The organism is Streptomyces sp. BE303, from assembly GCF_036290945.1.
GTDB lineage: Bacteria > Actinomycetota > Actinomycetes > Streptomycetales > Streptomycetaceae > Kitasatospora.
On sequence record NZ_JAQYWZ010000420.1, the window covers coordinates 91,148 to 111,092 of the forward strand.

General features: G+C 73.9%; 18 protein-coding genes and 2 pseudogenes. 5 read left to right on the forward strand and 15 right to left on the reverse strand.

The features are described from left to right. Window positions 1-5: 5 nt before the first annotated feature. The 9 genes and pseudogenes from PUR56_RS07890 to PUR56_RS07925 all read right to left on the reverse strand — a co-directional run bounded on the left by PUR56_RS07890 (window position 6) and on the right by PUR56_RS07925 (window position 8,215). Complete coding sequence (locus tag PUR56_RS07890; RefSeq protein WP_329948369.1) at window positions 6-1,028, reverse strand: hypothetical protein; 1,023 nt, start codon at window positions 1,026-1,028, stop codon at window positions 6-8. A 152-nt stretch (window positions 1,029-1,180) separates the two neighbouring features. After that, the gene (locus PUR56_RS07895; RefSeq protein ID WP_329948370.1) at window positions 1,181-2,158 is read right to left on the reverse strand and encodes an NAD(P)H-quinone oxidoreductase; all 978 of its coding nucleotides are present in this window, start codon (window positions 2,156-2,158) and stop codon (window positions 1,181-1,183) included. A 91-nt stretch (window positions 2,159-2,249) separates the two neighbouring features. Further along, entirely contained in the window at window positions 2,250-2,813 is a 564-nt protein-coding gene (locus tag PUR56_RS07900; protein ID WP_329948371.1) for a YbaK/EbsC family protein, read from the reverse strand. Window positions 2,814-2,839: 26 nt separating this feature from the next. Next, window positions 2,840-3,820, reverse strand: coding sequence for a potassium channel family protein (locus PUR56_RS07905; RefSeq protein WP_329885004.1), 981 nt, complete (start codon window positions 3,818-3,820; stop codon window positions 2,840-2,842). Between the two features lie 71 nt (window positions 3,821-3,891). Then, the gene (locus tag PUR56_RS07910) at window positions 3,892-5,103 is read right to left on the reverse strand and encodes a molybdopterin molybdotransferase MoeA (protein WP_329948372.1); all 1,212 of its coding nucleotides are present in this window, start codon (window positions 5,101-5,103) and stop codon (window positions 3,892-3,894) included. Further along, window positions 5,100-5,351, reverse strand: a pseudogene (locus PUR56_RS43310) (DUF6457 domain-containing protein); the annotation flags it as partial. The pseudogene PUR56_RS43310 and the gene PUR56_RS07910, both read right to left, overlap by 4 nt. A 171-nt stretch (window positions 5,352-5,522) precedes the next feature. Beyond that, window positions 5,523-6,092 (reverse strand): annotated as a pseudogene (gene mobA, locus PUR56_RS43315) (molybdenum cofactor guanylyltransferase); the annotation flags it as partial. A 23-nt stretch (window positions 6,093-6,115) separates the two neighbouring features. After that, on the reverse strand, window positions 6,116-7,147 hold the full coding sequence (locus PUR56_RS07920) for an MBL fold metallo-hydrolase (protein ID WP_329948373.1): 1,032 nt from the start codon (window positions 7,145-7,147) through the stop codon (window positions 6,116-6,118). 306 nt (window positions 7,148-7,453) lie between these two features. Further along, window positions 7,454-8,215, reverse strand: a complete 762-nt coding sequence (locus PUR56_RS07925) for a polyprenol monophosphomannose synthase (RefSeq protein ID WP_329884835.1) — start codon at window positions 8,213-8,215, stop codon at window positions 7,454-7,456. A 316-nt stretch (window positions 8,216-8,531) separates the two neighbouring features. Here PUR56_RS07925 and manA point away from each other — a divergent pair, with 316 nt between their 5' ends. Next, window positions 8,532-9,731: a mannose-6-phosphate isomerase, class I gene (gene manA / locus PUR56_RS07930; RefSeq protein WP_329948374.1), complete on the forward strand. Its 1,200-nt coding sequence runs from the start codon at window positions 8,532-8,534 to the stop codon at window positions 9,729-9,731. Between the two features lie 88 nt (window positions 9,732-9,819). On the opposite strand, the gene dnaB is transcribed toward manA, so the two are convergent. Next, window positions 9,820-11,334 carry a replicative DNA helicase gene (dnaB, locus tag PUR56_RS07935; protein ID WP_329948397.1) on the reverse strand — a complete coding sequence of 505 codons (1,515 nt, stop codon included), beginning with the start codon at window positions 11,332-11,334 and terminating at the stop codon, window positions 9,820-9,822. A 589-nt stretch (window positions 11,335-11,923) separates the two neighbouring features. Between dnaB and PUR56_RS07940 the strand changes: the two genes are divergently transcribed. Then, window positions 11,924-13,249, forward strand: a complete 1,326-nt coding sequence (locus PUR56_RS07940) for an MATE family efflux transporter (RefSeq protein ID WP_329948375.1) — start codon at window positions 11,924-11,926, stop codon at window positions 13,247-13,249. A 102-nt stretch (window positions 13,250-13,351) separates the two neighbouring features. Here PUR56_RS07940 and rplI read toward each other — a convergent pair whose 3' ends face one another. The 4 genes from rplI to rpsF all read right to left on the reverse strand — a co-directional run bounded on the left by rplI (window position 13,352) and on the right by rpsF (window position 15,136). Continuing rightward, window positions 13,352-13,798: a 50S ribosomal protein L9 gene (rplI, locus tag PUR56_RS07945; RefSeq protein ID WP_329884832.1), complete on the reverse strand. Its 447-nt coding sequence runs from the start codon at window positions 13,796-13,798 to the stop codon at window positions 13,352-13,354. Window positions 13,799-13,815: 17 nt separating this feature from the next. Next, entirely contained in the window at window positions 13,816-14,052 is a 237-nt protein-coding gene (rpsR, locus tag PUR56_RS07950; protein WP_030304537.1) for a 30S ribosomal protein S18, read from the reverse strand. Window positions 14,053-14,131: 79 nt separating this feature from the next. Next, complete coding sequence (locus tag PUR56_RS07955) at window positions 14,132-14,749, reverse strand: single-stranded DNA-binding protein (protein ID WP_329884830.1); 618 nt, start codon at window positions 14,747-14,749, stop codon at window positions 14,132-14,134. A gap of 96 nt (window positions 14,750-14,845) precedes the next feature. Continuing rightward, window positions 14,846-15,136, reverse strand: coding sequence for a 30S ribosomal protein S6 (gene rpsF, locus PUR56_RS07960; protein WP_329884829.1), 291 nt, complete (start codon window positions 15,134-15,136; stop codon window positions 14,846-14,848). Window positions 15,137-15,436: 300 nt separating this feature from the next. On the opposite strand from rpsF, the gene PUR56_RS07965 reads away from it, so the two are divergent. The 3 genes from PUR56_RS07965 (at window position 15,437) to PUR56_RS07975 (ending at window position 18,113) form a co-directional block, all read left to right on the forward strand. Continuing rightward, the gene (locus tag PUR56_RS07965) at window positions 15,437-15,736 is read left to right on the forward strand and encodes a hypothetical protein (RefSeq protein WP_329948376.1); all 300 of its coding nucleotides are present in this window, start codon (window positions 15,437-15,439) and stop codon (window positions 15,734-15,736) included. A gap of 165 nt (window positions 15,737-15,901) precedes the next feature. Beyond that, on the forward strand, window positions 15,902-17,020 hold the full coding sequence (locus PUR56_RS07970; RefSeq protein ID WP_329884827.1) for a lipid II:glycine glycyltransferase FemX: 1,119 nt from the start codon (window positions 15,902-15,904) through the stop codon (window positions 17,018-17,020). 58 nt (window positions 17,021-17,078) lie between these two features. After that, entirely contained in the window at window positions 17,079-18,113 is a 1,035-nt protein-coding gene (locus PUR56_RS07975) for an alanine racemase (protein ID WP_329884826.1), read from the forward strand. A gap of 66 nt (window positions 18,114-18,179) precedes the next feature. On the opposite strand, the gene PUR56_RS07980 is transcribed toward PUR56_RS07975, so the two are convergent. After that, the gene (locus tag PUR56_RS07980) at window positions 18,180-19,769 is read right to left on the reverse strand and encodes a glycosyltransferase family 87 protein (protein WP_329948377.1); all 1,590 of its coding nucleotides are present in this window, start codon (window positions 19,767-19,769) and stop codon (window positions 18,180-18,182) included. Window positions 19,770-19,945: the final 176 nt, after the last annotated feature.

Below are 19,945 nucleotides of genomic sequence, written 5' to 3' on the forward strand. Positions count from 1 at the left end.
GCCGCTCAGTTCCTGCGCAGCCGGAGGCCGATCAGCCCCAGGCCGCAGCCGATCAGGCCGAGGCCGGCGCCGAGCGGCAGCTGGAGGGTGGAGGCGTCGTGCCAGCGGGCGGGCAGCACGACCGGGGCCGCCACGGCCTGCGCGTCGGGCCGGCCGAGCGCCACCACCGCGCTCCCCGTGGTGTCGGCGGAGTCGGTCGGCCCCCCGGCACCGGCGGGGTCCGCCCCGGGGGCGGCGGTCGCGGAGGGCTGCTCCGGCGGCTGCTCGACGGAGTGCTCCCGGCCGCGCTCCGGCGCGGACCGCACACGTTCGGGCGCCGAGCCCGGGCGGTGCCGGAACCACTTCTGGTCCCGATCGGCCCGGAGCCCGCCGGCGCCGGGCCGGGGGTGAGCGCTCTGGACCCGCGGCGGCGTGACGGCGGTCGGGGTCGCCGCGGTGGCGACGGCGGTCGCCGACACGGCCGGGACGGGAGACGTGACCGGCGGCGTGTCCGGCGCGGCCGAGGGCTCCGGCTCCGGCTCCGGCTCCGGGGCGGGAACGGGCCCCGGCGCGGCCGGCCCCGTGGCGGCGGGTCGCGGGGTGGACGGCTCCGAGGTCACCGGCCCGGTGGCGGCGGGCCCGGAGACCGGGGCCGGCGAGGCGGCGGGCCCGGTGGCGGCTCCACCGGACGGCCCGGACGGCCCCGCCGGGGCCGGGGAGGGCGAGCCGGAACGCACCACCCCGCCCGCCGCGGCAGGTTCGTCCGCCGCGGGGGGTTCGTCCGCCCCGGCGGTCCCGGACAGCGTGCCGGACCCGGTCGAGGGGGGCGGGGCGAGGGAGGCGGGCCGGACGGCGGCGCCGGGTCCGACCGGGGCGGCGACCGTCACCGGGACCGTCAGCGGCACCGCGAGACCGAGCACCGCCACCGCCAGCAGGCGCCGCGAGCACCGCTCGGCGCGCCGGGCGAGGACACGCCCGGCGCGGCGGGAACGGCGGTGCGACAACGCTGCGGGCAGCGGCCCGAGGAACGCGTACGAAGGTGCGGCCACGATCGAGGTCCTTCCGCGACGGCCGACCGCGCAGGGCGGGTCGGCGGCGGGACAGCTCCCGAACAGCCTCACACAATCCGACATTCAGGGCATTTCGAACCACCCTGGGCCGTTCACCCCCCGGTTCCCGCCCGCCCTCGGACCCGGCCCCGTCAGGCCCGCAGCACCACCTTGCCGACCTGCTCGCCGGCTTCCAGTGCCCGGTGCGCGGCGGCCGCGTCGGCCAGCGGCACCACCCGGTCGATCACGGGCTTCACCACGCCCGACTCCACCAGCGGCCAGACGTGCTCGCGCACCGCCGCCACGATCGCCGCCTTCTCGGCGAGCGGCCGGCCGCGCAGGTTGGTGGCGATCACCGCGCCGCGCTTGCGCAGCAGGGTGTTCAGGTTGAGCTCGCCCTGCACGCCGCCCTGCAGCCCGATGATCACCAGCCGCCCGTTGACCGCCAGCGCGTCCACGTTCCGCTGCAGGTACCGGGCGCCCATGATGTCCAGGATCACGTCCGCCCCGGCCCCGTCGGTGGCCTCCCGCAGCACCTCGACGAAGTCCTGCTCCCGGTAGTCGATCAGGACGTCGGCGCCCAGCTCCGCGCACCGGGCGAGCTTCCCGGTGCTGCCCGCCGTCACCGCCACCCGGGCGCCGACCGCCTTGGCCAGCTGGATCGCCATCGTCCCGATGCCGCTGGCGCCGCCGTGCACCAGCACGGTCTCGCCCGGACGCAGGTTGGCGGTGAGGAACACGTTGGACCAGACGGTGCAGGCGACCTCCGGCAGCGCGGCGGCCTCCTCCGGGGTCAGCCCCTTCGGTACCGGCAGCAGCTGCCCGACCGGGACCGCCACCCGCTCCGCGTACCCGCCGCCGACCAGCAGCGCGCAGACCTCGTCGCCGACCGCCCAGCCGGCCACCCCGGGACCCAGGGCGGTGATCCGGCCCGCGCACTCCAGACCGGGGTAGGGCGAGCTGCCGGGCGGCGGGTTGTAGAGGCCCTGCCGCTGGAGCAGGTCGGCGCGGTTGACGGCGGTCGCCGCCACCTCGACCAGGACCTCGCCCTCACCGGGCACCGGATCCGGCACCTCGGCCCAGACCAGCGCCTCGGGCCCACCGGGTTCAGGAATCGTCATCGCATGCATGATCCCGACGCTACTCCGCGGCACCCCGGTCGGGACCGCTCCCGGTGCCCGCCCGACCGGATCCGGTCGGGCCCGGCCGGGACCGGTCGCGTCAGCCCGCCAGATCCGGCAGCACCACGGCGCCCGGCAGCCCGGCCAGCACCCGGCCCGGCAGGATCAGCTTGCCCCGCCGCCGCCCGCTGCCCACCAGCACGTACGGCGTCGCGGCCACCGCCTCGTCGACCAGCAGCGGCCAGTCCGCGGGCAGACCGACCGGGGTGATGCCGCCGTACTCCATGCCGCTCGCGGCGACGGCCGTGTCCATCGGCGCGAACGACGCCTTGCGGGCCTCCAGGTGCCGGCGGACCGCGCGGTTGACGTCCACCCGGGTGGTCGCCAGTGCCAGGCAGGTGGCCAGGGTCGTCCCGCCGCCGCGCTTGGCGGCGACCACCACGCAGTTCGCCGAGGCCTCCGGCGGGACGCCGTAGGTCTCGCAGAAGACGGCGGTGTCGGCCTTCTCCGGGTCGGTGTCCACGTACAGCACGGACCGGGCGGCCTCCCGGTCGTCCCAGTTCTTGAGGGCGTCCGCCACCGGCCCGGCCAGCTGGTCGACCACGTCCAGCGCGGGTCCGAAGGCGTCGAAGGTGCCGAAGGGGAGCTGCGGTTGATCGGTCATGGTGCCCGACCCTACGGGCAACCGGATCACTTGATGACGATCACCCGGTCGGTCAGCTGCAGCGTCTGCGCCTCCTGCTCGGTGTAGTTGATCACCCGGCGGCCGCGGACCACCGCCACCACCAGGTCCTCGCACTCCCGCGGGCTGTGCCCGGCCTCGGCCCGGGTGACCGGGCGCTCGATCACGTCCAGGCCGTTGCCGTAGGTCAGCAGGTCCTCCATGACCTCGCCGGCGTGCGGACTGAGCATCGACATGCCGAGCAGCCGGCCGGCCGAACTGGAGCTGGTGACCACGACGTCCGCGCCGCTCTGCCGGAGCAGCGGGGCGTTCTCGTCCTCGCGGACGGCGGCGACGATGGTGGCCGCCCTGGTGAGCTGGCGTGCCGTCAGGGTGACCAGTGCGGCGGTGTCGTCCCGCTCGGGCGCGACCACCACCCGGGCGGCGGTGGGCAGTCCGGCACGGATCAGGGTGTCGGTCCGGGTGGCGTCGCCGACCACGCCGACCAGGCCGTGCTGGGCGGCCTGGTCGACCACCTTGCGCTGCGGGTCGACCACCACGATCTCGTCCTTGCGCACTCCCTGGCCGAGCAGCGTGTCGACGGCACTGCGGCCCTTGGTGCCGTAGCCGATCACGACGGTGTGCTCGCGCACGGTGGACCTCCAGCGGTTCAACCGCCACTGTTGACGGGTGCGTTCGGTGAGCACCTCAAGGGTGGTGCCGACCAGGATGATCAGGAAGACCACCCGGAGCGGCGTGATCACGAAGATGTTGGTGAGGCGGGCACCCTCGCTGTACGGGGTGATGTCGCCGTACCCGGTGGTGGAGAGCGTCACGGTGGCGTAGTACGCCGCGTCGAGGAAGCTCAGCCCGCCGCCGGCGTTGTCGTTGTAGCCGTCGCGGTCCAGCCAGACGACCAACGTGGTGGCCAGCAGCACGGCGAGCGCGATCAGCAGCCGGACGCCGACCTGCCGGACGGCGGGCGCCGACCGCCGGGCCGGCAGCACGATCCCGGCGTCCGCCCAGGGCTCGGTCCCGGGGGTGAGCGGGCCGGGGAACCGCTCGCGCCTGCGTCGGGTGCTCACGGGGCCTCCACCAGTTCGATCAGGTCGCCGGCCGCCGCGCCGCCGGGCGGTACCACCGCCAGTGCGTCGGCCCGGGCCAGACCCCGGAGCATCGCCGGTCCGTCGTACCGGAGCTGGACGATCCCTTGGTCGGTGCGCAGGACCGGGAGCAGCCGGGTGTCCGCCGGGTGCCCGGGCAGGTCGTCGACGGCCGCCGCCCGGACCGGGCGGGCGGTGGAGCGGCCGGCCAGCCCGTGCAGCAGCGGCAGTGCGAGCGTGACCGCCCCCGCCACGGCGGCCAGCGGATTGCCGGGCAGGCCCACCAGGTGGCGACCGCCGGGCAGTTCGGCGAGCAGCATCGGATGGCCGGGGCGCACGGCGACCCCGTCCACCAGCAGCCGGGCGCCGACCTCGGCGAGCGCCCGGTGCAGGTAGTCCACCGGTCCGGCGGCCGTGCCGCCGGTGGTGACCACCACGTCGGCGGTGGAGTGCCGCAGGGCGTCCCGCAGTAGACCGAAGTCGTCCCGGACGGCGCGCGGTTCGCCGGTCGTGGCCCCGGCGGCGCACAGCCACGGCGGCAGCAGCGGGCCGAGCGCGTCCCGGACCAGGCCGGGCCGGGGCAGGCCGGAGCCGAGCAGTTCGTCGCCGAGGACCAGCAGCTCGACCACCGGGCGGCGGCGGACGGTCAGCAGGTCGTGGCCGCAGGCGGCCGCCAGGCCCAGCACGGCCGGACCGACCGGGGTGCCGGCCGGGAGCAGCGGCTCGCCGAGCCGGCACTCCTGGCCGCGCGGGCGGACGTCCTGGCCGGTGGTCAGCGAGCCGGGCGTGCGGTCGTACAGCAACGGGCCGGCCGGCTCGCCGTGCTCCCGGCGGAGTACGGCGGTGGCGCCGGGCGGCAGTTGGGCGCCGGTGGCGATCTCCACGGCGGCGCCGTCGGCGAGCGCCCCGGTGGCCGGCCGACCGGCCAGCTGCCGTCCGGCCACCCGCCAGGGGCCGGGGCCGGCGACCGCCCAGCCGTCCATGGCCGAGGTGTCGAAGGCGGGCAGGTCCGTGAGCGCGGCGAGCGGCTCGGCGAGGGTGTGGCCGAGCGCCCCGGCCAGCGGCAGGCGCAGCGGCGGCAGCGGCGTCCGGCCGGCCCGGCGGGCGGTGTCCCTGGCCCGCGCCCAGCTCGTCGGTCGGGCAGGGGCCGGCGGCTGGTCGAGCACGGCGAGCTCCTCCACCGTGCTCACGTCCGCCCCGGCTCGGCGTCCGCCGCCCACCGCTCGGCGAGTGCGGCGGTCCGCCGGGCCGCCTCGGCGACGGCCTCGGGGCCGCCGCCCTGCCGGGCGGCCGCGTAGCCGATCAGAAAGGCGGTCAGCGGCGCGGCGGGCCGGGCCACCCCGTGGGCGACCACCCGGGCCAGGTCGAGCAGTCCGTGGACGTCGACGTCCAGGTCGATGTCCAGCTCGGCCCGGACCTCGGCGATCCAGTCATCCAGCGTGCGCTCCATGCGCCCATGCTGCCCGATCGGTGGTTTCCCCGGCATGTTTGCCCGGTGAGCGGCGCGCGTCGTTTCGCTCACGCCCAGGCGCCGGCGCACGTGAGCGGGCCGGAGGTGGGGGCCGGGGGTGGGCCGGGCGGCGGGCTAGGCGGTGGGTCCGGTGGTGTCGCGTTCGCGGGCCCGGGCCAGGTCCTCCCAGGTGTCGCAGTCGTACGTGACGTCGTCGGTGTCGGCCAGCCGGAGGGTGCGCAGCCCGCCGGTCAGGCGGCGCAGCGGCAGCCCCGCGGGGTCTCCGGCGGCGGCCAGCGCGGCCCGCAGGGCGGCGGCGCGGTAGGCGGCGGCCAGCGGCTGGTCACGTCCGCCGGCGTCGACCAGGACGGCCGCCTCGGTGTCCGGCGCGGCGGCGTCGAGGGCGGCGGCCAGCCGGTGGACGGTCCGCTCGTCGAGGAACGGCAGGTCGGCGGCGAACAGCAGCACCAGGTCGGCGGTCACCTCGGCCAGGCCGGCGGCCACGGCAGCCACCGGCCCGCCGCCGGGCGGCCGTTCACGGGTCCACCGGACGCCGGGGCGGACGGTGGGCCGGGCCGGGCCGACCACGACGGTGGTGCGGGCTCCGGCGCAGGCCGCGAGCACCCGGTCCAGCAGGGTGGCCTCACCCACGGTCAGGCCGGGCTTGTCCGCCCCGCCGAGCCGCCGGGCGGCGCCGCCGGCCGGGACGATCACGTCGTACGGGGTCATGCCGCCAGTATCCGCCGGACGGGTCAGGACCCGTCCGACCCGGCCCCCGGCTCCTTCGCGGGCCCGTCCGGCCCGGCGGCGGTCTCCCCCGGCGCGTCCGGCTCCGCGGACTCCTCCGGGCCACCCGGCTCCGCGGACTCCTCCGCAGGTTCCGACGGCCCTGCCGCCCGCGCCGTGTTGGCGGCGGCGCTCAGCTCCAGCACCGCCGGGAGGGTCAGCTCCCCGTACCGCTCGTTCACCGCCGCGGCCAGCGCCTCCGGGTCGTCCAGGTGCTCGGCCAGCAGACGGTCGAAGTCCTGCAGGTACTCGCCGGTGAAGGCGAGCACCCGGGCCGCCTCGTCGCCCTGCTCCGGCGCCCGGTGCCCGGCGATCACCCGCTCGACCCCGAGGTCGGCGATCCGGCCGAGGTTGCGGGTCCACGCGGTGCGCTGCTCCGGCGTGGTGTCGGCGGTCCAGACGTGGGTGCCGTTGTAGACGAAGTCCCCGGCGATCACGGTGCGGATGCTCGGCACGTGGACCACCGTGGAGCCGTCGCAGTCGCCTTGGCCGAGCAGCAGCACCGGGATCACCTGCCGGTCGAGCATCAGCGGCTGGGGCAGCAGCGGGGCCGGCACCAGCGGGTGGTCCGGGATGTCGTCCCCGAAGACCGGCTTCCACTGGGCGACCTTGGCGGCGGCGGTGCGCAGGATGCCGTCCACCACCGGCGGAGCGGCCAGCAGCTGTGCCTCGGGGAAGAGCCGGAGCACCTCCTCGGCACCGAAGTAGTGGTCCGGGTGGTGGTGGGTGACCACGATGGCGAGCAGCCGGCGGCCCTTGCCGGCGACCCACTCGGCCAGCTCGCGGCCAGCGCTGCGGGTCAGCTGGGCGTCGACCAGGATCGCGGTGCGCTCGCCGAGGATCAGCGTGGAGGTGGCGAAGAAGGCCGACTCGGGGCCGGTGAAGACGGCGGTCTCCAGCGGTCGGACCGGCGGTTCGGCGGCGGCTCCGTCGGCCGCGTCCACCGGGGCCGCCGCGTCCACCGGGGCGGCGTTCTCCTCGGGCGAGGACGACGTCACTGGCTGCTCCCTCTGGTCTGCGGTCCTGTTCGGCGGTCCGGCCTGCGGTCCGGTCGGCCGGTTGCCCGGTCGGCCCGGTCGGCCGGTTGCCCGGCGCTCCCGCACCTCGGACCCGGCGGGGGCCGGGCCGCGGTCCGGCCTGCGGTACGGCCGGGCGGGTGGCGGGTCGGACGGCCGTCGTCCGGGTCCCCGCGCCCTACAGCATGGGAGTACGGCGCGCCGAAAGCGCGGAAGGCGCGCCCGACGGGGCACGCCTTCCCACTCGCGGTTCCGGGCCCGGCCCGGAACCCGGCCGCTCCGGCCGGCTCAGGCCTTCCGGCCGGTCAGCCGGGCCACCCGGTCGGCGACACCCCAGGAGGTGACCTTCCAGAGCGCCTCGACCACGATGTGCCGGCTCATCTTGGACGCGCCCAGCTCCCGCTCGACGAAGGTGATCGGCACCTCGGCCACCTTGAAGCCGGCCTTCACCGTCCGCCACGCCAGGTCGACCTGGAAGCAGTACCCGGCGGAGGCGACCTCGTCCATGCCCAGGCCCAGCAGGGTCTCCTTGCGGAACGCCCGGTAGCCGCCGGTGACGTCCCGGATCGGCACGCCGAGCATGAGCCGCGAGTAGGTCGAGCCGCCGCGGGAGAGCAGCAGGCGGGACTTCGGCCAGTTCACCACCCGGCCGCCCGGCACCCAGCGCGAGCCCAGCACCAGGTCGGCGCCGCGCAGCGCGGTCAGCAGCCGGTCCAGTTCCTCGGGGCGGTGCGAGCCGTCGGCGTCCATCTCGACCAGCACGTCGTAGCCCTGGTCGATGCCCCAGCGGAAGCCCGCCAGGTAGGCGGCGCCCAGGCCCTCCTTGCCCTTGCGGTGCAGGACGTGGACGTGCGGGTCCTCGGCGGCCAGCTTGTCGGCCAGCTCACCGGTGCCGTCCGGGCTGTTGTCGTCGGCGACCAGGACGTGGACCTCGGGAACGGCGGCGCGGACCCTGCCGACGATCGACTCGACGTTCTCCGCCTCGTTGAAGGTCGGGATGATCACCAGCACCCTGCCGAGATCAGCAAAACTCTGCTGGTTGACGGTCACGTACTAACCTCTCGGCCGGTGGCGGGAAGTGCCAGTCACCGTTGCCCGCACTCATCAGAAGACGCGGTCCCCGGCGGCGTCCCGCCGACCTGGAGACCACTGTGGAAAACACTGGGTCCTGGCATCCTACTACCGCGTCATCGGACTGCCCCGCCGCCCGAGGCACTCCCGGTCGGTACCGGCCGTTTCCCCCGGGGAGGGGCCGGTCGGCTAGGGTCGATGCCCGGCCTTTGCCCGGATCGCCCGCCCGTCCGGGGACCGCCGCCCGGCGGCAGGGACCCGTCAGCCACTGCAGCAAAGGAGCAGGACCGCGCCCATGGACAAGCTCGTCAACACCGTCCGCCCGTACGCCTGGGGATCGGTCACCGCACTCCCCGAGCTGCTCGGACAGGAGCCGACCGGCGAACCGCAGGCCGAGCTCTGGATGGGCGCCCACCCCGGCGACCCCTCCCGGGCCGACCGGGGCGACGGGCCGCGCCGGCTGGACGAGCTGATCGCCGCCGACCCGGAACGCGAGCTGGGCGCCGCCTCGGTGGCCAGGTTCGGGCCCACGCTGCCGTTCCTGCTCAAGGTGCTCGCGCCCGGCATCCCGATCTCCATCCAGGCCCACCCCTCGCTCGACCAGGCGCGGGCCGGGTACGCCGCCGAGAACGCGCGGGGCATCCCGCTGGACGCCCCGCACCGGAACTACCGCGACGACAACCACAAGCCCGAACTCATCTGCGCGCTCGGTGACTTCGACGGCCTCTGCGGCTTCCGCCGGCCCGCCGGGGCGGCCGCGCTGCTGGCCGGGCTGCGGGTGCCCGCGCTGGAGCCGCTGATCGCCCTGCTGGGGGCCGGCGACGAGGCCGAGGCGCTCAGCCGTGCCCTGGCCGCCGCCCTCGACCTGGACGGTCCGGCCGCCGGGGCCGCGGTCCGGGACACCGCCGAGGCGGTCGACAAGGCCGCCGCCGAGGACCCGGACGGCCCGTACGCCCCGTACACCCGGATCACCCGCGACTTCCCGGGGGACCGCGGGCTGATCGCCGGCCTGCTGCTCAACCACGTCCGGCTCCGGGCCGGTCAGGCGCTCTACCTCGGCGCCGGTGTGCCGCACGCCTACCTGCACGGCGTCTGCGTGGAACTGCAGGCCAACTCGGACAACGTGCTGCGGGCGGGGCTCACCCCCAAGCACATCGACGTGCCGGAGCTGCTCGAAGTGGTGGAGTTCGCCGCCTGCTCGCCGGCGCCGCTGCTGCCGGTACCGGTCGACGGGACGCCCGGCGAGGAGCTCTACCCCGTGCCGATCGACGAGTTCCGGCTCTCCCGGTTCGCCCTGGACGGCCGTGACCGGGAGGTGGACGGCCGGGCCCCGCAGATCCTGCTCTGCACCGCCGGGACCGCCCGGCTCACCGCCGCCGACGGCACCGCCCTGGACCTCGCCCGCGGCGAGTCCGCCTTCCTGCCGGCTACCGGCACCACCACCCGCCTCACCGGCACCGGCGCCACCGTCTTCCGCGCGACCGTCACGCTCTGACGCCGGCGGGCCCGGGCGGCGTCCGCCCCGGCCCGTCCGGGTCCGCCCCTTCCGGGTCTGCCCCTCCCCCGTGCGACGGCTCCGGCCGTCAGTCCCGGGTCATGTCGACGAAGCGGGAGTAGTGGCCCTGGAAGGCCACGGTGATGGTGGCGGTGGGGCCGTTTCGGTGCTTGGCGACGATCAGGTCGGCCTCGCCCGCCCGCGGTGACTCCTTCTCGTAGGCGTCCTCGCGGTGGAGCAGGATGACCATGTCGGCGTCCTGCTCGATCGAGCCGGACTCACGCAGGTCGGAGACCATCGGCCGCTTGTCGGTGCGCTGCTCGGGGCCACGGTTCAGCTGGGAGAGCGCGATCACCGGCACCTCCAGCTCCTTGGCCAGCAGCTTCAGGTTTCGCGACATGTCGGAGACCTCCTGCTGGCGGTTCTCGGCCCGGCGGGAGCCGCCGGACTGCATCAGCTGGAGGTAGTCGATGACGACGAGCTTGATGTCGTTGCGCTGCTTGAGCCGGCGGCACTTCGCGCGGATCTCCATCATCGACAGGTTCGGCGAGTCGTCGATGAAGAGCGGTGCCTCGCTGACGTCCGGCATCCGGCGGGCGACCCGGGTCCAGTCGTCGTCGGTCATGGACCCGGAGCGCATGTGGTGCAGCGCCACCCGGGCCTCCGCGGAGAGCAGGCGCATGGCGATCTCGTTGCGGCCCATTTCGAGCGAGAAGATCACGCTCGGCAGCTTGTGCTGGATCGAGCAGGCCCGGGCGAAGTCCAGCGCCAGGGTGGACTTTCCCATGGCGGGACGCGCCGCGATGACGATCATCTGACCGGGGTGCAGGCCGTTGGTCAGGGCGTCGAAGTCGGCGAAGCCGGTCGGGACGCCGGACATCTGGCCGTTGCGGGAGCCGATCGACTCGATCTCGTCGAGGGCGCCCTCCATGATGTCGGCGAGCGGTGCGTAGTCCTCGTTGGTGCGCTGCTCGGTGACGGCGTAGATCTCCGCCTGGGCCGCGTTGACGATCTCGTCGACGTCGCCCTCGGCGGCGTAGCCCATGCCGGCGATCCGGGTACCGGCCTCGACCAGCCGGCGCAGCACCGCGCGCTCGTGGACGATCTGGGCGTAGTACTCGGCGTTGGCCGCGGTGGGGACGGAGTTGACCAGGGTGTGCAGGTAGCCCGGGCCGCCGACCCGCTGGAGCTCGCCGCGCTTGGTCAGCTCGCCGGCCACGGTGATCGGGTCGGCCGGCTCGCCGCGGGCGTAGAGGTCGAGGATGGCGCCGTGGACCAGCTCGTGCGCGGGCCGGTAGTAGTCGGCCGGCTTGAGCACCTCGACCACGTCGGCGATGGCGTCCTTGGACAGCAGCATGCCGCCGAGGACGGACTGCTCGGCGGCGAGGTCCTGCGGGGGGACGCGTTCGAAGCCGTCGAGGCCGCCCTCGGCGCGCTCCTCCTCGCCGCCCTGGCGCCGCTTGCCGCCGCCGTCCCGCTGGAAGCCCCCGGAACCCCCGGAGCCTCCGGAACCGCCCTTGCCGCCCTTCTGGAAGCCGCCCCCGGAACCGCCCCCCGAGCCGCCCTGCCCCGCTCCGCCGCCGCGTCCGCGCGAGACCGGCAGCCGGTCGCCGGGGCCGTCCGGGAACGGGGCGTCGGCGAAGGCGCCGACCGGGAACGGGTCGTCGGCGGTCTGCCAGTCGTCCTCGGGCGGCGGGGCGTCGTGGTCGTCGTACTGGGGGCCGGTCACGCGTGTTCCCCGATCAGCGAGTGGTGCGAGTTGGAGCGGTCCTTGCCGGTGGCCGGCTGCGGCGGAGCCTCGTTCCGCGCCACCGCATTTCTACGCCACCGCACCGACAAATCGGACGCCGGAGCGGGTGGGAGTGTCGGGCGGAGGGCCCACGCTAAGGTGCCGGGAGCCCTTCAGCCAAGGCGGTTATCCACAGGGGGTGTGGACGAGCGGCCCACGACTGTGGAGAAGTACCGCAAACCTGTGGACGCCCCTGTGGAAAGCCCTGTGGATAACCAGACCATCGATCCACCGTCAACCCGCTGACCTGCAATTCCCTCGTCCCGGGGCTGTGCATGAGAAATACTTCACACACAGCCGGGTGGCGGTGGCCACAGACGTCGGCGAGCCGGTCGCTCACACTTCCGAGTAAGCGACGAAATGCCCTGGCGGCTGTTACCTGTGGATGAGTAGCCTGGACCCCATGACCCTCCTCACGGACCGCCGCCGGCACGACCGGGAAATCCTCGCCCTGGCCGTCCCGGCCTTCGGCGCCCTGGTCGCCGAGCCGCTCTTCCTGATGGCCGACTCGGCCGTCGTGGGCCACCTCGGCACCGCGCAGCTGGCCGGTGTCGGCGTGGCCTCGGCCGCGCTCACCACCGCCACCGGGGTCTTCGTCTTCCTCGCCTACGCCACCACCGCCGCGGTCGCCCGCCGGATCGGCGCCGGGGACCGCCGGGCCGCCGTCCAGCAGGGCATCGACGGCATCTGGCTCGCCCTGGCCCTGTCGGCCGGAGTGGTCGTCCTGACCCTGCTCCTCGCCCCCTGGGCGGCCGGGGTGCTGGGCGCCTCGCCGACGGCCGCCCCGTACGCCGTGACCTACCTGCGGATCAGTGCGCTGGGCATACCGGCGGTCCTGATGGTGATGGCGGCCACCGGTGTGCTGCGCGGTCTCCAGGACACCCGGACGCCGCTGGTGGTGGCGGTCGCCGGCTTCACCGCCAACCTCGGCCTGAACGCCGGGCTGGTGTACGGCGCCGGACTCGGCGTGGCCGGTTCGGCCTGGGGCACCGTCCTGGCACAGACCGGGATGGCCGGCGCCTACCTGTACGTGGTGGTGCGCGGTGCCCGCCGCGAGCAGGCCTCGCTGCGGCCGGACGCGGCCGGGATCCGGGCGAGCGCGAAGGCCGGCGGCCCGCTGATGGTCCGCACCCTGAGCCTGCGCGCCATCCTGATGATCGCCACCGCGGTGGCCGCCGGGCTGGGCGACGACCGGATGGCGGCGCACCAGATCGCCATGACGGTCTTCCTCTTCATCGCCTTCGCGCTGGACGCGATCGCGATCGCGGGCCAGGCCATCATCGGCCGCTACCTGGGTGCCGGGGACGTCCCGGGGGCCAGGGCCGCCACCCGGCGGATGATCGAGTGGGGCGTCGGTGCCGGTGTGCTGCTGGGCCTGCTGGTGGTGGTCGCCCGGCCGCTGTACGTCCCGCTCTTCACCCCGGACCCGGCGGTCCAGGCCCAGCTGAACACCGTCCTGCTGCTGCTCGCGCTCTGCCAGCCGGTCTCCGGGCTGGTCTTCGTCCTGGACGGGGTGCTGATGGGCGCCGGGGACGGCCCGTACCTGGCCTGGGCGATGCTCGCCACCCTCGCGGTGTTCGCGCCGGCCGCCCTCGCGGTGCCCGCGAGCGGCACCGGCCTGGCCGGGCTCTGGTGGGCGATGAACCTCTTCATGCTGGTCCGCGGCGGCTTCCTGGTCCGCCGGGCGCTGGGCGGCCGGTGGCTGGTCACCGGGGCGGTCCGGAGCTGAGGCCCGGACCGGCGGTCCCGCCCGGGAACGACCGAGGGCCGGCCTCCCCGCACGGGGGAGGCCGGCCCTCGGGCCACTGCTTCGGCGCTTCAGCTACCGGGTTCAGGCAGCCACGACGGCGACGTCGAGGTTGGCCTGGACGTCGGAGTGCAGCTTGACCGAGACCTTGTGGGTGCCCACGGTCTTGATCGGCGAGGAGATCGCGACGGCGCGCTTGTCCACGGCCGGGCCGCCGGCGGCCTTGATGGCCTCGACGACGTCGGCCTGGGTCACCGAGCCGAACAGACGGCCGGCCTCGCCGGAGCGAACGGCCAGCTTGACCTGGACGCCCTCGAGCTTGCCCTTGACCTCGTTGGCAGCCTCAAGGGTCTGGATCTCGTGGATCTTGCGGGCGCGACGGATCGCGTCCACGTCCTTCTGGCCGCCCTTGGTCCAGCGGATGGCGAAGCCACGCGGGACCAGGTAGTTGCGGGCGTAGCCGTCCTTGACCTCGACGACCTCGCCGGCGGAGCCGAGACCCGGCACCTCGTGCGTGAGGATGATCTTCATTACTTGGTCACCCTCTCTTAGCGCGCGGTGCTGGTGTAGGGCAGCAGCGCCATCTCACGGCTGTTCTTCACGGCCGTGGCGACGTCACGCTGGTGCTGGGTGCAGTTGCCGGTGACCCGGCGGGCACGGATCTTGCCACGGTCGGAGATGAACTTCCGCAGCAGGTTCGTGTCCTTGTAGTCAACGTAGTTGACCTTGTCCTTGCAGAAGACGCAAACCTTCTTCTTCGGCTTGCGAGCAGGCGGCTTCGCCATTGTGCGCTCCATTTGGGGTTCACGGCCGGGCGGGCGTCCGAGGACGCCGGCGGCCCGTCCGCACGAAATCTGTCAGCTCTTAGAACGGGGGCTCTTCCGAGAAGCCGCCACCGGCCGGGGCACCCCAACCGCCGCCGCCACCCTGGTTGCTGTTGCCACCGGATGAGGGGGTGCTGGAAGCCCACGGGTCGTCGGAGGGACCGGACTGGCCACCGGAGTTGCCACCCCAGTTGCCGCCCTGCTGCCCGCCGCTGCCGCCGCCCCAGTTGCCACCGCTCTGGCCGCCGCCCTGCGGGCCGCCGCCGAAGCCGCCGCCGCCGGGAGCACCGGACCGGTTGGCCCGGGTGACCTTCGCGGTCGCCGAGCGCAGGCTCGGACCGACCTCGTCGACCTCAACCTCGAAGACCGTCCGCTTCTCGCCTTCCTTGGTCTCGTAAGACCGCTGGCGCAGTCGGCCCTGCACGATGACGCGCATGCCGCGCTGCAGCGACTCGGCCACGTTCTCCGCCGGCTGCCGCCAGACGTTGCACGTGAGGAAGAGGCTCTCGCCGTCCTTCCACTCGTTCGTCTGACGGTCGAAGGTGCGGGGGGTGGACGCGATACGGAACTTCGCGACCGCCGCACCCGACGGGGTGAAGCGCAGCTCGGGGTCGTCGACGAGATTGCCGACGAGGGTGATGACGGTCTCGCCTGCCATGGTGGTGATGACCTCTCGGGAAGATGTCCGTTCACCGCTGTTTCACGTGAAACAACGGTCGCGAGCTACCCGAGACCCGAAGGCCTCAGAGGTGGCTCAGTGGGTGTCCGGGCGCAGGACCTTGGTCCGCAGAACCGACTCGCTCAGGCCAAGCTGGCGGTCGAGCTCCTTGACGACCTCAGGCGTGGCCTGGAGGTCGATGACCGAGTAGATGCCCTCGGACTGCTTGTTGATCTCGTAAGCCAGACGGCGGCGACCCCAGGTGTCGACCTTCTCGACCTTGCCACCGCCGTTGCGGACGACAGCGAGGAAGCTCTCGATCAGGGGGGAGACAGCGCGCTCCTCGACCGACGGGTCGAGGATGACCATCAGCTCGTAGTGACGCATGAGTAACCCACCTCCTTTGGACTCAGCGGCCACGGTCTTTCCGTGGCAGGAGGGTTGTGCAGCGTCGGCACCGGAGCAGTGTCGACTCCGGCCCACCGTAGCGGCCGGGTCCGACAGCCTGACTCCGCTCACCCGGAAGAGGGCAGAGGAAGGCACAACTACACCAGTGCAGACGGCACAGCCTACCTGCACCCGGACGGCCGAACAAAACGCATAGGGGTTGTGAGACCGGTCCAACCGCCGCAATCTGGACGGAACGGGTTTCCTGCCCGTTCGTCTCCTCGCCAGGAGGTGGGACTCATGGCCCAGACCATCCACCGGATGCCCCCTCTCACCCTGAACACCGACGGCCACCCGCACCCGCGGGAGAACGCCCTGGTGGGCGTCACGGTCGTCCTCGGCGTCATCGCCTTCGTCACCTCGTTCTTCCACAACCTGCACCTGCTGACCTCGTGGACCGGCCTGTTCGGGATCGCCGCGGGCCTGCTGGGGGTGTTCCTCTCCGTGACCACCGCGGAGCGGTTCATCCTCATGATCACGCTCGGCGCCTCGGCGATCGGCTTCTACCTCGGAATGGCGCGCGGAGGCCTGTGGGGTTAGCCACCCCGCGCAAGGAACCCCCGGCGCCCCCCTCGCGTACCTACCTAGGACAGGCCGGTGCGCGACGGGGGCGTCGCCGCGCCCGCAGCCCCGGGGGGCCCGGACGATAAGGTCACCCCGAGATACCGGGGCCCACTGCAGCCCGACCGACGAGGAGCACCGAGCATGAGCCTGCGCCTGAGGACGATCACCCGCGAGGAGCACCTCGCCTTCATCAGGAGCCGCGCCTCGGCCAGCCACATGCAGGTGCCGTCCTGGGGCGATGTGAAGGCCGAGTGGCGCACCGAGTCGATCGGCTGGTTCGACCAGACCAACCAGATCGTCGGCGCCGGGCTGGTGCTCTACCGCCAGCTGCCCAAGGTCAAGCGGTACCTGGCCTACCTGCCCGAGGGCCCGGTGATCGACTGGTTCGACCGCGACCTCGACCGCTGGCTGCAGCCGATGCTGGCGCACCTGAAGTCGCAGGGCGCGTTCTCGGTGAAGATGGGCCCGCCGGTGGTCATCCGCCGCTGGAACGCGCCGACCATCAAGGAGGCCATCGCCGCCAAGCAGGCCAAGCGCCTGCGCGACGTCGAGGCCGACTGGTACGAGCCCCGCGCCTTCGAGGTGGCCGACCGGCTGCGCAAGGCCGGCTGGCTCCAGGGCGAGGACGGCGGCGCCGGCTTCGGCGACGTCCAGCCGCGCTACGTCTTCCAGGTCCCGCTGGCCAACCGCTCGCTGGACGACATCCAGAAGGGCTTCAACCAGCTCTGGCGCCGGAACATCAAGAAGGCCGAGAAGAGCGGCGTCGAGGTGATCCAGGGCGGCTACGACGAGCTGCCGATCTTCCACCAGCTGTACCTGGTGACCGCCGAGCGCGACCGGTTCACCCCGCGCCCGCTGTCCTACTTCCAGCGGATGTGGAAGGCCCTCACCGCCGAGGACCCGAACCGGATGCGGCTCTACATCGCCTACCACGAGGGCGAGCCGCTGGCCGCGACCACGATGCTGGTGGTCGGCGAGCACGTCTGGTACTCCTACGGCGCCTCCGCCAACCACAAGCGCGAGGTCAAGCCGTCCAACGCGATCCAGTGGCGGATGATGCGCGACTCGTACGCGCTCGGCGGCGGGGTGTACGACCTCCGCGGCATCTCCGACACGCTGGACGAGAACGACCACCTGTTCGGCCTGATCCAGTTCAAGGTCGGCACCGGCGGCCAGGCCGCCGAGTACCTCGGCGAGTGGGACTACCCGCTCAACAAGCTGCTGCACAAGGCGCTCGACCTGTACATGTCGCGCCGCTGAGCAACAGCGCCGTAGCCGCCGAGCCGCCCGTGCCCCACACCCTCTGGGAGATGACCCGATGACGCTGTCGCTCTACCTCGACACCGAACGCTGGCGTACCCACCAGCGCTCCGTCCTGGCCGAGTTCCCCGGCCTGGTGCCGGTGGCGAAGGGCAACGGCTACGGGCTGGGCAACCACCGCCTGGCCGAGGAGGCCACCCTGCTGGGCACCGGCATGCTGGCGGTCGGCACCGCCTACGAGGCGGCCGACGCGGCCGACTGGTACGGCGGCGAGCTGCTGGTGCTCACCCCGTACCGGGTCGGCGAGGAGGCCCTGCCGCTGCCGCACGCCCGGGTGATCCGGACGGTGGCCAGCCTCGACGGGGTGCGCGCGCTGCACGGCGCCCGGGTGGTCGTGGAGTGCATGACCACCATGCGCCGGCACGGCGTCTCGGCGGCCGACCTCCCGGCGGTCGCCGCCGAGCTGGACGGCGTCTCCTTCGAGGGCCTCGCGCTGCACCTGCCGATGGACCGGCCGGACGGCTCCAGCCCGGTCGAGGAGGTCGCGTACTGGGTGGACACCGCCCGGGCCGCCGGGGTGCCGGTGCACACCGTCTTCGTCAGCCACCTCGGTGCGGCGGGCCTGGAGCAGCTGGCCGGGCGCTACCCGGACACCGTGTTCCGGGCCCGGATCGGCACCCGGCTCTGGCTCGGCGACCACGGCGCGCTGGAGGTCCGGGCGACGGTGCTGGACGTCACCCCCGTCGCCAAGGGCGACCGCTACGGCTACCGCCAGCACCCGGCGCCGGCCGACGGCCACCTGCTGGTGGTCGCCGGCGGCACCGCGCACGGCATCGGGCTGGAGGCGCCCAAGTACGTGCAGGGCATGTCCTCGCGGGCCAAGGGCATCGCCCGGGCCGGCCTGGCGACCGTCAACAAGACCAAGTCGCCGTACAACTGGACCGGCAAGCAGCTCTGGTTCGCCGAGCCGCCGCACATGCAGGTCTCGCTGCTCCTCCTGGACGGCGAGACCAAGCCGCCGGCGGTCGGCGACGAGCTCGGTCTCCAGGTGCGGCACACCACCACGCACTTCGACCGCGTGGTGGACCGCTGACCGGTCGCCGGCCGGTCGCCGCCGGCCGGCCCCGGAGTGCCGCCGGCGACCGGCCGCCGGCGGCCGTCAGGACTTCTCGGCCGGCTCCTGGGCACGGGCGGGCGGCTCGATGAGCCACCCCTCGGAGCCGGCCGGCGCGTACCCGGCGTAGCTCGCCTCCTCGCGCAGCTGCCGGGCGGCGCCGAGCACGAAGACGTCCGGGGCCTGGTCGAGCACCCCGCCGGAGGGGTCGTCGCTGCCGTCCCAGCGCACCGGGTCGCGGTCCGGCAGCAGGATGTCCCGGATCACCACGCCGACCAGGTAGAGCGTGCCGAGCAGGTGCAGCACGATCGCGAAGTGGTACCAGGACTCGCCGATCCCGTGCTGCTTGGGCCCGGTGACGAAGCCCAGGTGGGACCAGATGCCCAGGGTGTAGAGCACCTCGCAGGCCTGCCAGATCAGGAAGTCCCGCCAGCGCGGCCGGGCCAGCACCGCGAGCGGCAGCAGCCAGAGCACGTACTGCGGCGAGTACACCTTGTTGAACACCACGAACGCGGCCACCACCAGGAAGGCCAGCTGGACGACCCGCGGGCGGCGGGGCGCCGAGAGGCCGAGCCACGCTATCCCCGCACAGCTCAGCACCATCAGGATCGCGATGAAGGTGTCGAGGTTCTCCAGCCCGACGCCGCGGGTCTGCATCAGGATCAGCCAGAGCGAGCCGTAGTCCTCGTTGCGGTGCTTGCTGAAGACGTAGAAGGTCGACCAGCCCTGCCAGTTGGCCATCATGATCGGCAGGTTGACCAGCACCCACGCGCCGACCGCGCCGCCCAGCAGCCCGCGCAGGTCGCGCCACCGGCCGGCCCGCCAGCAGAGCACCAGCAGCGGGCCCAGCAGCAGGAGCGGATAGAGCTTGGCGGCGGTGGCCAGGCCGATGAACACCCCGGCCAGGACCGGCCGCGAGCCGGCCCACCAGGCCAGGGCGACGGCGGCCAGCGCGACCGCCAGCAGGTCCCAGTTGACGGTGGCGTTGAGCAGCAGGACGGGCGCCAGCGCGAACATCAGGGCGTCCCAGGGGCGGCGCCGGTGGGTGCGGGAGAGCGCCACCACGGCGACCACCGCGCAGGCCATCAGCAGGCCCGCGTTGATCACCCAGAACCACCGCTCCTGGTCCTGGAGCGTGCCGCCGCCGGGCGTCAGCCAGGCCGAGATCTGCATGAACAGACCGGTCAGCACCGGGTATTCGAGGAACTGCAGATCCCCGGTGGTGCCCGGGATCCGGTCCACGTAGGGGTGCAGTCCGGCCGCGAAGCCCCGCCCGGAGAACAGGTGCGGGACGTCGCTGTAGCAGGCGTGCACGTACTGCGGCGAACCCGGCTGGAACCAGGCCGCGTTGTAGCAGGGCAGCTTCTGCGCCATGCCGAGCACCGAGACCACGATGACCACCAGCGCGAGGAAGCGTGCCGGGACCCACCAGGAGACGCCGAGCAGCGCGCGCTTCCCGGGCGGGCCGCCGATCACCTCGCTGCCGGCCGCCGCCACCGGGTCCTCGTCCGCCGGCACGACCACGGTGTTGGTCACGACCTGGTCGACCCCGGTCACCGGTACCTCGGGGGCAGGCCCGGCGGCGTCGGGGAGCCCGGTCTGGCCGACGGATTCGTCATGAGCGCTGGACGTCATGGCGGACATCCTGCCGCACCTCTCCCGCCCGGACGAGGAGGCCCCCGCCACGGCCCCGCCACCGGGCCGCCGGGGCGTGACGAATCGCGCCGAATACGGCGAAACGGCGGTGGCGGCCCTCCGAGGAGGACCGCCACCGCCGCTTCACCGTTTCCGTGTCCGCATCCGATGACCTG